This window comes from Paraburkholderia sp. BL9I2N2, assembly GCF_004339745.1.
Lineage (GTDB): Bacteria > Pseudomonadota > Gammaproteobacteria > Burkholderiales > Burkholderiaceae > Paraburkholderia.
In genome coordinates, this window is sequence record NZ_SMGP01000004.1 from 340155 (window position 1) to 353017 (window position 12863).

At 62.9% G+C, this 12863-nt stretch carries 11 protein-coding genes and 1 pseudogene; 5 read left to right on the plus strand and 7 right to left on the minus strand.

Annotated elements, in window-relative coordinates:
- The first annotated feature begins 78 nt into the window (after nucleotides 1-78).
- The 4 genes and pseudogenes from B0G74_RS37755 to B0G74_RS37770 all read left to right on the plus strand — a co-directional run bounded on the left by B0G74_RS37755 (nucleotide 79) and on the right by B0G74_RS37770 (nucleotide 5155).
- Nucleotides 79-984 carry a sugar ABC transporter permease gene (locus B0G74_RS37755; protein ID WP_132381878.1) on the plus strand — a complete coding sequence of 302 codons (906 nt, stop codon included), beginning with the start codon at nucleotides 79-81 and terminating at the stop codon, nucleotides 982-984.
- 19 nt (nucleotides 985-1003) lie between these two features.
- Nucleotides 1004-1854 (plus strand): annotated as a pseudogene (locus tag B0G74_RS37760) (carbohydrate ABC transporter permease).
- A gap of 37 nt (nucleotides 1855-1891) precedes the next feature.
- Nucleotides 1892-3856, plus strand: a complete 1965-nt coding sequence (locus B0G74_RS37765; RefSeq protein ID WP_132381880.1) for a beta-galactosidase — start codon at nucleotides 1892-1894, stop codon at nucleotides 3854-3856.
- Between the two features lie 138 nt (nucleotides 3857-3994).
- Nucleotides 3995-5155, plus strand: coding sequence for an arabinogalactan endo-1,4-beta-galactosidase (locus B0G74_RS37770; RefSeq protein WP_132381882.1), 1161 nt, complete (start codon nucleotides 3995-3997; stop codon nucleotides 5153-5155).
- A 16-nt stretch (nucleotides 5156-5171) separates the two neighbouring features.
- On the opposite strand, the gene B0G74_RS37775 is transcribed toward B0G74_RS37770, so the two are convergent.
- From B0G74_RS37775 to B0G74_RS37800, 6 genes are all read right to left on the minus strand, one after another.
- Entirely contained in the window at nucleotides 5172-5501 is a 330-nt protein-coding gene (locus B0G74_RS37775; protein WP_132381884.1) for a hypothetical protein, read from the minus strand.
- A 193-nt stretch (nucleotides 5502-5694) separates the two neighbouring features.
- Nucleotides 5695-7053, minus strand: coding sequence for an MFS transporter (locus B0G74_RS37780; RefSeq protein ID WP_132381886.1), 1359 nt, complete (start codon nucleotides 7051-7053; stop codon nucleotides 5695-5697).
- A gap of 75 nt (nucleotides 7054-7128) precedes the next feature.
- Entirely contained in the window at nucleotides 7129-8331 is a 1203-nt protein-coding gene (locus B0G74_RS37785) for a porin (RefSeq protein ID WP_132383248.1), read from the minus strand.
- A gap of 374 nt (nucleotides 8332-8705) precedes the next feature.
- The gene (locus tag B0G74_RS37790) at nucleotides 8706-9050 is read right to left on the minus strand and encodes a cupin domain-containing protein (RefSeq protein ID WP_132381888.1); all 345 of its coding nucleotides are present in this window, start codon (nucleotides 9048-9050) and stop codon (nucleotides 8706-8708) included.
- Nucleotides 9051-9084: 34 nt separating this feature from the next.
- Complete coding sequence (locus B0G74_RS37795) at nucleotides 9085-10074, minus strand: succinylglutamate desuccinylase/aspartoacylase family protein (protein ID WP_132381890.1); 990 nt, start codon at nucleotides 10072-10074, stop codon at nucleotides 9085-9087.
- Nucleotides 10075-10107: 33 nt separating this feature from the next.
- The gene (locus tag B0G74_RS37800; protein ID WP_132381892.1) at nucleotides 10108-11190 is read right to left on the minus strand and encodes a tartrate dehydrogenase; all 1083 of its coding nucleotides are present in this window, start codon (nucleotides 11188-11190) and stop codon (nucleotides 10108-10110) included.
- 135 nt (nucleotides 11191-11325) lie between these two features.
- Here B0G74_RS37800 and B0G74_RS37805 point away from each other — a divergent pair, with 135 nt between their 5' ends.
- Complete coding sequence (locus B0G74_RS37805) at nucleotides 11326-12273, plus strand: LysR substrate-binding domain-containing protein (RefSeq protein ID WP_132381894.1); 948 nt, start codon at nucleotides 11326-11328, stop codon at nucleotides 12271-12273.
- Nucleotides 12274-12323: 50 nt separating this feature from the next.
- Here the strand turns inward: B0G74_RS37805 and B0G74_RS37810 are convergent, their stop codons facing one another.
- Complete coding sequence (locus tag B0G74_RS37810) at nucleotides 12324-12821, minus strand: winged helix-turn-helix transcriptional regulator (RefSeq protein WP_011491802.1); 498 nt, start codon at nucleotides 12819-12821, stop codon at nucleotides 12324-12326.
- Nucleotides 12822-12863 lie beyond the last annotated feature (42 nt).

A 12863-nucleotide genomic window follows, 5' to 3' on the forward strand; every position in this document is an offset into this window, starting at 1 on the left:
AGCCCTGAGCGCCGGCGACGTAGCAACGGCCGGCGCTCGTCCTCGATTCGTCTTCGATTTTCCGACGAGGCCCGATCCATGTCTCATTCCGCAGCGCGCCGCCTACCCGCGGCTTCGCACCGTCACGTCTCGACGACGCGCCGTCACCAGCACCGCGCCGCGTTTTTCTTCCTGTTGCCGGGCTGCGCGTTGTTCTGCCTGTGCGTGGTGTATCCGATCATCAGCAGCATTTCGCTCAGCTTTTACCACTGGGACGGCATGACGCCGAAGACCTTCGCGGGTTTCGACAACTACATCGAGCTGTTTCATGCCGACACGTTCTATACGGCGCTCAAGAACAATCTCATCTGGCTCGTGCTGTTCCTGCTCGCTCCGCCGCTCGGCCTGCTGTTCGCGTTGTATCTGAACCAGCATATCCGTGGCATGCGCGTCGTGAAGTCGCTGTTCTTCGCGCCGTTCGTGCTCTCCGGCGTGGTGGTCGGTCTCGTGTTCAGCTGGTTCTACGACCCGGGCTTCGGCTTGCTTCGTCTGATTGTCGGCCACGGTATTCCCGTGCTCGGCGATCCGCACACGGTGACGTTCGGCATAGTCTTCGCCGCGCTGTGGCCGCAAACACCGTTCTGCATGGTGCTGTATCTCACGGGCTTGACCGGTATCAACCCGGAAGTGGTCGAGGCGGCGCGCATGGAAGGCGCCAAGGGCGTGAAGTTGCTGTGGTACGTGATCCTGCCGCAACTGCGGCCCGCCACGTTCATGGCCGTGGTGCTGACGGTGATCGGCGCGCTGCGCAGCTTCGATCTGATCGCGGTGATGAGCGGCGGCGGTCCGTTCGACAGCTCCACCGTGCTCGCCTATTACATGTACGACCAGGCCATCAAGTACTACCGCGAAGGCTATTCCGCGGCGATTGCCGTGGTGCTGTTCGCCATCATGCTCGTCTACATCGTGTTCCATTTGCGCCGCATGCTGCGCGAAGAACGCTGATCTCCAGGAGTTACGTGTCATGTATCCGCTTCCCGTCGAACGCTGGAAACCGCTCAATCGCACGCTTTACAAAGTGTCGCTGCCCGTCGCGCTGCTGATCTGGCTGCTGCCGATGCTGGCCGTGCTCGTCACGTCGATCCGTTCATCGGACGAGCTTTCGCAAGGCGATTACTGGGGCTGGCCCAAACACTTCGCGCTGATCGAAAACTACGGCGCCGCGCTCACGCAAACGCCGATGCTGCATTACTTCACCAACAGCGTGCTGATCACGGTGCCGTCGGTGATTGGCGCGATCGTGCTGGCGTCGATGGCGGGTTTTGCTTTGGCGACCTATCGGTTTCCGGGCAATACGGCGGTGTTGTTCGCGTTCGTCGCCGGCATTTCGTGCCGATCCAGATCCTGATGATCCCGGTGCGCGACATGGCGCTGAAGGTCGGACTCTTCAACAGCGTCTGGGCGCTGGTGATTTTCCACGTGTCGTTTCAGACCGGGTTTTGCACACTGTTTCTGCGCAATTTCATCAAACAGTTGCCGTTCGAAATGATCGAGGCCGCGCGCGTGGAAGGCGCGAGCGAATGGACTATCTACCTGCGCATCGTGCTGCCGCTGATCCGGCCCGCGCTCGCCGCGCTCGGCATTCTGGTGTTCACGTTCGTGTGGAACGACTACTTCTGGGCGCTGTGTCTCACGCAAGGCGACGACGCCGCGCCGATCACGGTGGGCGTCGCGGCGCTCAAGGGCCAATGGACGACCGCGTGGAATCTGGTCGCCGCCGGTTCGGTGCTGGCCGCGTTGCCTTCCGTGCTGATGTTCTTCGCGATGCAAAAGCATTTCGTCGCCGGTCTGACCTTCGGTGCAAGCAAGGGCTGAGCGCCTGTTCGACGTCATCCAACAACGAGACTTTCTCATGCAACTTGGTGTCTGTTATTACCCGGAACAATGGCCGCGCACGATGTGGGCCGACGACGCGAAACGTATGGTCGATCTCGGCATCACGCATGTGCGGATTGCCGAATTCGCGTGGAGCCGAATGGAGCCGCGCGCCGGCGAATTCGTGTGGGAATGGCTCGACGAAGCCGTCGCCACGTTGGCGGCCGCGGGGCTGAAGCTCGTGCTCGGCACGCCGACCGCTTCGCCGCCGAAGTGGCTGATCGACGCGTATCCGGAAGTGCTGCCGGTGCGCGCCGACGGCACGCGCTGGAATTTCGGCTCGCGCCGTCACTACGATATATCCAGCGAAACCTATCGCCGCGAGTGCTTGCGAATCGTCACGGCGATGGCGCAACGCTATGGAAGGCATCCTTCCATCGTCGCGTGGCAGACCGACAACGAACTCGGCTGCCACGATACCGTACCCAGCTATTCGCCAGCAGCGCTCGGGCGCTTTCAAAGCTGGCTGCGGCGGCGCTATGAAACCGTTGAGGCGCTCAACGACGCGTGGGGCAACGTGTTCTGGAGCATGGAGTATCCGTCGTTCGAGGCGATCGGCTTGCCGAACCTCACGCCGACCGACGCCAATCCGATTCATCTGCTCGACTTCCGCCGCTTCATGTCGGACGAGGTGGCGAGTTTTCATCGCGAGCAGATCGATGTATTGCGCGAGCACGCGCCGAAGGCGGACTTGCTGCACAACTTCATGGGTTTTTTCACGACCTTCGATCACTACCGCTTCGCCAAAGACAATGCGCTCGATGTCGCCGCGTGGGACAGCTATCCGATCGCGCGCACCGAATCGATCGCGCTGCCCGACGAGCAGAAGGCGCGTTATGTGCGCACCGCGCATCCCGACGTTTCCGCGTTTGACCATGACCGCTACCGCGCGATAGGCAACGGACGCTTCTGGGTGATGGAGCAGCAGGCCGGGCCGGTCAACTGGGCGCCGTGGAATCCGGTGCCCGCGAAAGGCATGGTCCGGCTGTGGGCTTACGAGGCGTTCGCGCATGGCGCGGAACTGGTGTCGTATTTCCGTTGGCGTCAGTGTCCGTATGCGCAGGAACAGATGCATTCCGGGCTCAATCTGCCGAATAACGAATTGTCGCCGGGCGGCCTCGAAGTGCAACAGGCGGCGCGCGAGATCGCCGCTTGCGCCGCGCTGTCGGAACTCGCCGCGCCGTCGCGCGCATCTGTTGCGCTCGTATTCGACTACGAGACGCAATGGATGTTCGAGATTCAGCGTCATGGCAAAACCTTCGATTATCAGACGCTCGCGTTCGACTACTACGAGTCGTTGCGCGAGCTCGGGCTCGACGTCGATATCGTGTCGAGCCGCGCGGATCTAACGGGCTATGCCATGGTGGTAGTGCCCAGCATTGCGGTGATCGACGACGCGCTCGTGCATCAGATCGAGCGGAGCGAAGCGCAATGGGTCTTCGGCCCGCGCAGCGGCTCGAAAACCGACAGCTTCGCCGTTCCTTCCACTCTGCCGCCCGGCGCCTTGCAACGCGTTCTGCCGATGCAGGTGCTCGAAATCGAGACGTTGCGGCCCACACTGGCGCCCGCGGTGTCGATCGGCGGCATGCATGGTGCGGCGATACATTGGCGCGAGCACGTGCGGGCCAATGGCGACACGCAGGTCGACGCGCAATTCGACGACACGTGGCCGGCGATTCTCTCGCACGGCAAGGTTCGCTATGTGGCGGGCTGGCTGTCGCACGCGTTGCATCGCACGGTATTGCAACAGGCGGCGCATGAGGCCGGGATCGACACGCAGCTATTGGCGGAAGGCTTGCGCATTCGGCGACGCGGCGATCTGACGTTTGCGTTCAATTTTGGCGCAGAGCCCGTGCATGCGCCGGCGCCGACAGACACGACGTTCGTGCTCGGTAACGCGCTGTTGAAAACGGGCGATGTCTGCGCGTGGAAGAACGTCTGAGGCCGTTGGCTGTTCGACGGAATCGAATCGAACCGAGTCGAAAAAGTGTGTGTTTGTCGGAGGGTGAAACTCAAGCGCTTCAACCTGGGACCAGGCGGCCTTCAGACTAGCCGCCCATCAATAGATGGAGGATGACAGATGAACAGAAGAGAAATGCTCGGCTGGCTCGCATCGACGGCGGCGGCAGCCGGCGCCGGTGCAACGCTCGGCGCACCGGCGCTCGCGGCCGAACTGCAGGCCTCGGGCCGTGGCAGTCGCTTTGCAAAAGGCGCGGACGTATCGACGCTGCTCGAACTGGAGGCGAACGGTGCGAAATTCTATGAGCACGGCGTACCGCACGACTGTCTGCTGCTACTGAGAAGCCACGGCGTCGATTCGATTCGTATCAAGGTCTGGAACGATCCTGGCAGTCCGAACTTTTTCCCGGCCGATCAAAGTCCCGCTGCCGGCTACAACAATGCCGAGCATGTGCGTGTGCTCGCGCGCCGCGCCGCCGCGCTCGGCATGCGCGTGCTGATCGACTTCCATTACAGCGACTGGTGGGCCGATCCGGGCAAGCAGTATCCGCCACACGCCTGGGCCGGCAAGGATATCGTGCAGACCTGCGCATTGCTGTCGGAGTACACGTCGAGCGTGCTGAAGATGCTCAAGCGCGACGGCGTGCACCCGGAGTGGGTGCAAGTGGGCAACGAGATCACCGGCGGCATGCTATGGCCGCTCGGCAAATACGATCAGTGGGACAACCTCGCGCAATTGCTGAAGGCGGGGCACGACGCGGTCAAATCCGTCGATGAACGCATCAAGGTCATGCTGCATGTGGACAGCGGCGGCAACAACGCGACGAGCCGCTGGTGGTTCGACAGCGCGACCCAGCGCGGCGTCACGTTCGATGTGATCGGCTTGTCCTACTACCCGCAGTGGCAAGGCTCGCTGAGCGACCTGCAGAACAATGCGAACGACCTCGCGACGCGCTACGACAAGGATGTGATGGTGGTCGAGACCGCATACCCGTGGACCACCAGCGACGGCGATTCCGAACCGAACTCGATGACCAATGTGGGGTCCGCGACTTATCCGCAGACCCCGGCAGGCCAGGCGCAGTTTCTCGGCGCGTTGACGGACATCGTCAAGGCGATACCGGACGGCCACGGCAAAGGCGTGTTCTGGTGGGAGCCCGAATGGATTCCGACGCCGAACGTCGGATGGAAAGTCGGCACCGGCGATCAGTGGGACAACAACACGTTGTTTGATTTCCACGGCAACGCGTTGACGTCGCTGGACGCGTTTCGAAAACGCTAGTGGCTAGAGCCAGCCGTTATTGCGTGGGCGCCTGCGCCTTATTACGGTTCGCGCAATCCGACGTGAACATCATGCTCGCCTGATCCGGCGTCATGTGCGGCGCGTCCGGGCTGTAGATCTTCTCGATGATGGCGCTGACCGCTTGCCGGTCAGCCGCATCCTTGTAGTACTTGGCGGCCTGATCGAGTGCTTGCGCCTTGGTCTTTTTGTGCGCGCGCCACGAGGCGACCTGCCCGGCGATGTCGCCGATCGCAAAGCATTGGTCGCTGACGGTTTGCGCAACGGCTTGAACGGCCGGCTGCGCGAGACACACCGCGAGCAGCGCGGATACGACTACGCGTTTCATTCCCTGAATCCTGTGGTTAGATGAGCAACGGTGCGAAAGCGCTGGCATCCACCACCGCGGCAACCGAATGGGTCAACAACCGCGTAGTTTATCGGGAAGTGCCGGGGTGCGTTTTCTGACGCGAGGCAGCAAAGAAAAAGCCGCCTCGAAAGGCGGCTTCAAACAACCATTAGATCATCCCGCGCACGGCCGCTCAATGCCCGAACGACTCCGCCTTCGACGCGCCCACGTTCGTCACATGCGGCCGTGCCGCCTGCTTGATCAGCAAGGCCACGCAAGAAATCAGACCCGCCACCGCGACCATCGCGAAGATGCCCCCGAACGTGAAATGGCGGCGCGTCAGTTCGGCCACGAGGAACGAACCCGCGATCCCGCCGAAGCGCCCGATGCCGAGCATCCACGCCACGCCCGTGCCGCGGCCTTCGGTCGGATAGAACGCGGCGGCGAGCGCCGGCATCGACGATTGCGCGGTATTCATCAACACGCCGGCGACGAACACGATGAACACCAGCGCGCCCACGTTGCCCACCGCCTGGCCGATGAAATACACGCTCACGGCCGTCAACGCATAGCAGGCCGCGATGATGCGGTTCGCGTTGAAGCGGTCCATCAGCACGCCGCACAGCACCGCGCCCACGCCGCCAAGCGGGAACAGCGCGGAAATCAGTGTCGCGCGCTGCGGCGTGAGTCCGGCGTCCTTCAGCAGGATCGGCATCCAGTTGATCGACGCGTAGAAGATCACGAGGCCCATGAAATAGGCGATCCACAGCATCACCGAGCCGATGATGTACGAGCGCGACAACACCACCGCCATGCCCTTGCCGCCGGTCTGCGGCGCGGTTTCGGTCATGATGAAGCTGCCCGCTTGCGCCGCTTCGCTCGAAATGCGCGCGAGCGCGGTGCGAATCCGTTCGACCGGCTGGCTATTGGCCACCATGTAGCGGACCGATTCCGGCATCTTGATCACCAGCAAGATCAGGAGCAGAAGCGGCGTGATGCCGCCGAGCAGCAGCACGCTGCGCCAGCCGAAATGCGGAATCATCCACGCGGCGAGGAACCCGCCGAACGCGGCGCCGAGCGGGAAGCCACAAAACATCAGGTTGATCAAGGTCGCACGGCGGCGATCCGGGCAGTATTCGCCCATCATCGTCACGGCGTTCGGCATGGCCGCGCCGAGGCCGACGCCGGTGATGAAGCGCAGCGTCGTCAGTTGCTCGATGCTGGTCGAGAATGCCGAGCCGAGGCACGCCACGCCGAACAGCAGCACCGAGCCGAGCAGCAGCGAGCGTCGCCCGAGCCGGTCGGACAGCGGTCCCGAGCCGAGCGCGCCGCAGGCGAGGCCGAACAGCGCCGCGCTCAGCACGGGCGCGAGCGCCGGCCTGGTGATGCCCCATTCGGCGATCAGTGAAGGCGCAATGAAGCCGATCGCGGCCGTGTCAAAACCGTCCAGCAGGACGATGATGAAACACATGAAGAACACGAGCCACTGGAACGGCGAAAACGGATGCTCGTTGATGAAGGTCTGAACGTTCACAGCGGTGCTGCGGTTCATGATGGTCTCCTCACTGCTGAATACGGAAAGGCTCGTGAGTACGAGCCTTTTCTTTTTATACGATCGGACGCCGTTTTAGAAGCGGTGCACGATGCCCACGCCGGCGGCGAACTGGCTGCGCGACGACGACGGCGCGCTCTGGAAGCCGTCGCCGATGGTTGCCGTCGCGCTGATGATGTGGCCCGAACCGGCGGTGCCCAGCGTATTGCCGTTGGTGCGCTGGAATGCCTGCAACGCATAGAGGCCGGTGCGCTTCGACAACGCATAGTACTCGGACAGGTTGACCTGCTGGTACTGCGCCGAACTCGTGATGCCATTCGCCTTGGTGGCGCGCGTGTAGCTGTAGCCGGTCGCGAAGTCCCACGAAACGGTCGGCTTCCAGTGCAGCACGACGCCGCCCGTGTTGAAGATCGCCGTATCGCGGAAGCTCGAGCCGACACCCGGAATGTACTGCACATTCGAGTAGGCCGCGGACACGTCCCAGCCATTGCCGAAGTTATAGCCGCCGGTCACGGCAAAGCGCTGTTGCGCCTGCGCCGTCTGATAGCCGTTGGTCACGGCTGACACGCCCGGCTGTGCGCCGTTGTTCGAGACGGTCGAGTCCGCGCCGTATGCGCCGCCGCCGAGCGTCGAGTTGTTGATGCGCATGAAGCCGACCGCGACGCCGACCGGGCCGTTGATGTACTGCACCGCGCCGCTCCACGTCGAGCCGCGATTCAGGCTGCCCGGCACGCCACCGAGCGAGTACGAGCCGCTGAACGTGAAGCCGTACAGTTTCGGCGAGGTATAGACCAGCGAGTTGTTCGCGCGGTAAATCGTGTCGAGCGCGTCGACGTCGCCCGGGTGTGCGCCGTAGAAGCCGGTGAGCCACGTGGTCGGGCTATACGGCGACAGCAGCGAGTAGTACGCGGTGTACTGGCGGCCGGCCTGCAGCGTGCCGTACGTCGGGTTCGTCACGCCGACCCATGCCTGGCGGCCGAACATCGCGTTCGTATATTGCTGCGCGCCGGTGGCGGAATTGAAACCCGACTCCAACTGGAAGATGGCTTTGGTGCCGGCGCCGAGGTCTTCCGCGCCCTTCAGGCCAAAGCGGCTGCCGGCCCACACGCCTTGCACCATCTTCACGTTCGATTTGCCGCCCGAGGTCGAGCCGAGCGAAGGGGCCTGGCTGCTTTGATAGCCGATACCCGTATCCACGATACCGTACAGCGTCACGCTGCTTTGCGCGAAAACCGGTGCGCTGGCCAGAGCGGCGATCGCGCAGGCGAGCCGGGTCATTGTGATATTGCGATTCAAGAGGTGTTCTCCAATTCGACCTGCCTCGACTGCGACGGCAGTCCCGGCGACCCGGTCGTCATCAAATTCTTGTGTGCGTGTTGTTCGTATATAGAACTGTGATTCTTTATACGAACAAGTGTGCACTGTAAGTAATATGACAAGGAAGGGTCAACGCGGGATTACCCGACTTTGTTGCGGATGCACATCGGTTGGAAAAAGAAAGGCGCTGGACAGCGAGAACGATCACGCAGGCCGCGGCGCGCGTCGGCGCGCCGGGAGGGGATGGGATTCGGAAGAGAGAGGAGCGTCGGCCTGACAGGCACCGCATGGTGCGGCGCGGCGCCCGATGCAACGCGTGACGTGTAACGCGGCGTTCAGAAGATGACGTAGACCTTGCGCATCGTCTCCTCGACTTCCCAAAGCCCTTCGGTATTGGCTTCGAAGAAGAGCGTGTCGCCGCTCTCGAAGTGGATGGTTTCCTCGTTATCGGGCGTGAAGCGGCCGCGCCCCGCGATGAAGTGCATCACCTCGGCCTGCTTGACCGAGCGGCGGTACGTGCCGGCGGTGCATTCGAAAATGCCGGTATCGATGGATTCGCTGCCCTTGATGACGCGTTGCACGCCCGACACCTGAATCGGCGTCGTGCCGGGCAGCCCGGCCTTGCCCCAGTCCTCCAGATTCTGCAGATTCACGCTTTGCTTGAGCTGCTGTACCTTCATCTTCTCGTTACCTTTTGAGTGTGCACGGGCCGTGTCATTGGCCGCTGGTTTGGGTGCTCGTCACGGTCTGCTCGATCTTGCCCAGCCGTACGACGGTCACGCCGGGCCGCAGTTGCCGCAGCGAAGGCATGACGAGCATGCAGTTGTCGTAGGGCGTGGTGACCGCCTCGCCGTTCGACCAGCCAATCACGGCGCCGGCCTCGGCGAAGATCTCCAGCCCCGTGTAGGGCGCCGCGAATCGAAAATCCATGCTGGTGGCCACCACCGGCTGCGTCACGCGGACGATGTGCTGCGCGGGCGGCAACGGCGCGAGCCAGCCCGCCGGCAGATCCGCTTCGTCGACCACGCCGGCCAGCAACAGGAAGCGCGCGGTGGTGTCGCGCGCGACCGCAACGGCGCTTTGTTCCCAATGCTGTCCGCATTCGATCAGCAGCGCGTTCTTCGCGCTGGCGGGGTCGCCGAAGCCTTCGTAGTCGCGCATGCGGCGGCCTTCCGGATGGCCTTCGTCGCAGATCACGGTGGCGGGCGCGCCGAGCCGCACGGCGAGGTCGATGCCTTTTGGCAGCGGTCCCGCGACGATCAACGGTTTGCTCTTCTCGTGCATGGAATGCAGATCGAGCAGGGCGTCGACCGTGTCGATCACCGGCCGCATTGCGCGCGCACGCGTCAATTCACTGGACATGCGCGACGCGTCGTCGAGCACCGCGGCGGTCCACACGCGATTGAAATCCTGATCGACGAAGCGGGCCGCATCGGGCTCGGCGGGATCGAAGCGCTGATACGCAGCGACGTTCGCGAACGCCAGCGTGAGGCGCCCGCGCCGCGGCCGCAACTCGCGCCGCAGCAATTCGTCGACGACGATCGCGCCGCACACTTCGTTGCCGTGCGTGAGCGCGTTGATCATCACGTGCGGACCCGGCGCGCCCGAGTCGAACGTATGGACGTAGGCGATGCCGGACGCCGATTGTTCGTGGCGCGAAATATCGGGGAATTCGACTTCGATGGGGTAGGCTTCCATGCTCATGCGAGTTGTCCTGGCGGAGAGTGAGCGAAAGACTCAGGCGAGCTTTGCCGCGATCGCCTGGCCGACTTCGGTGGTGTTCGCTTTGCCGCCGAGGTCGCCGGTACGCGGGCCTTCCGCCAGCGTCGCTTCGATCGCGGCGAGAATCGCGTCGTGCGCCTCGCGCTCCTTGCCGGCGTGATTGCCGAGGAAGTCGAGCATCATCGCGGCCGACCAGATCATCGCGATCGGATTGGCGATGTTCTTGCCGGCGATGTCCGGCGCCGAGCCGTGCACCGGCTCGAACAGCGAGGGAAACTTGCGGTCCGGGTTCAGGTTGCCCGACGGCGCGAGACCGATTGTGCCCGTGCAGGCAGGACCGAGATCGGACAGGATATCGCCGAACAGATTGGTGGCCACCACCACGTCGAAGCGATCCGGATTCAGCACGAAGCGCGCACAGAGAATGTCGATGTGCTGCTTGTCCCACGTCACGTCCGGATACTGCGCGGCGACGCCGGCCGCGCATTTGTCCCACCACGGCATGCTGATCGCAATGCCGTTGCTCTTGGTGGCCACCGTGATCTTCTTGCGCTCGCGCCGTTGCGCGAGATCGAACGCGAACTTCAGCACGCGTTCGCTGCCGTGCCGCGTGAAGACGGATTCCTGCAGCACGAATTCGCGCTCCGTGCCTTCGAACATCACGCCGCCCACCGACGAATATTCGCCCTCGGTATTTTCACGCACGATCCAGAAGTCGATGTCGCCCGCCTTGCGGCCCGCGAGCGGCGAAGGCACGCCGGCAAAGAGGCGGGCCGGGCGCAGGTTGATGTACTGGTCGAATTCGCGGCGGAACTTCAGCAGCGATCCCCACAACGAAATATGGTCGGGCACCGTGTCGGGCCAGCCCACCGCGCCGAACAGGATAGCGTCGGCCGATTGCAGTTGCGCTTTCCAGTCGTCCGGCATCATCTTGCCGTGCTTCGCGTAGTACTCGCAGCTCGCCCATTCAATGTGCTGATACTCCAGCTCGATGCCGAAGCGCGTTTTCACCGCTTCCAGCACGCGAATGGCTTCGGGCATGACTTCGACGCCAATGCCGTCGCCGGGAATGACTGCGATCCGATATTTCTTCGACATGTTGTGCTCCTCCGTTGGGCTTCTGGATGATTCGACAAGGGCTATTTTATTCCTGCTGTTTGAGACTAAAATGGTCGCTTTAGTTAAGCCACTGTGCACGATTCGTGTACAAACGCCGCTGCCATCCATCAACCTATGAGCGCCGTCCCATCACCCGATCTCGGCGATTTGCGCGTGTTTTGCGAAGTCGCGCGCAAGTCCAGTTTCAGCGCGGCGGCGGAGGCCTTGTCGGTGTCCGCGGCGTACGTCAGCAAACGCATCAACGTGCTCGAGACTACGCTCGGTACGCGTTTATTGCACCGTTCCACGCGCCGGGTCGCGATCACGGAAGCGGGCGAGCGCGTCTACACGTGGGCCGAAAAGATTCTCGACGATGTCGATCAACTCGTGGAAGACGTCTCCACCACGCGCCGCATTCCCGGCGGCAAGCTGCGCATTTCCAGCAGCTTCGGCTTTGGCCGGCGCTTCGTCGCTCCCGCGCTCGCGCGCTTTTCCGAGCGCTATCCGCAATTGAGCGTGCGGCTCGATCTGTTCGACCGTCTCGTCGATGTGGGCGGTGAAGGCTTCGATCTGGATGTGCGCATCGGCGACGAGATCGCGCCGCATCTGATCGCGCGGCGGCTCGCGTCGAACTATCGCGTGCTGTGCGCGTCGCCCGGCTACCTCGCGCGGCATGGCGCGCCGCGCCAGCTCGCCGAGCTGTCCTCGCATGCGTGTCTCGCCATCAAGGAGCGCGACCATCCGTTCGGTCTGTGGCGTTTGACGGTGCGCGGCGAGGCGGTCTCGATCAAGGTCACGGGACCGTTGTCGACCAATCACGGCGAAGTGGCGGTGGAGTGGGCGCTGGCAGGACGCGGCATCGTGCTGCGTTCCATGTGGGACGTGCGGCCGCTGCTCGAAAGCGGCCAGTTGCAGCAGGTGCTGCCCGAGGTCACGCAACCGGCGAATCTGTGGGCGGTGTATCCGGCGCGGCTCGCGCAATCGGCGAAGGTGCGGGTCTGCGTGGACTTTCTCAGCGAGGAATTCGCGCAATCGAGTCCGCCGGCCGACGGTGCAGCAGGCGCGGACATGGCGGAACGTTGAACGCCGAACCCTGAGCGACAAGGTCCGGCGGATCAAGGACAAAGCAACGCCTAGTGATGATTCTGCGAGAACAGCGTTTCGAGCGGGTAATGGCTCTTCACGAACGGCGACTTGATGATCACGTAGCTGAAGTACTTCTCGATGCCGATATCGCGCTCAAGCAAACCTTCCACGATGCTCTGGTAATGGCTCACGCTGCGCGTGACGAACTTCAGCAGGTAGTCATAGCCGCCGCTTGCCAGATGGCACTCGACAATCTCGTCGACGTCGCGAATCGCATTCACGAACTTGATGAAGTCTTCCCGCCGATGATCGGCGAGCGTGACTTCGGTGAACACGATCTGCACGTCGCCGAGCTTTTCGAGCTGGATCTGCGCACCGTAGCCGATGATGTAGCCGGCTTTCTCCAGACGCTTGACCCGGATCAGGCAAGGACTGGGCGACAGGCCGACCGCGTCGGCAAGCTCGACGTTGGTTATGCGGCCTTTCTTCTGCAATTGGGAAAGTATGCGCAGGTCAATCCGGTCTAGCTTGCAGTCGCTGCTCATCGTAACGTTGTCGCTCCGGCGATCGGTGTGTGGGGCTGGGAT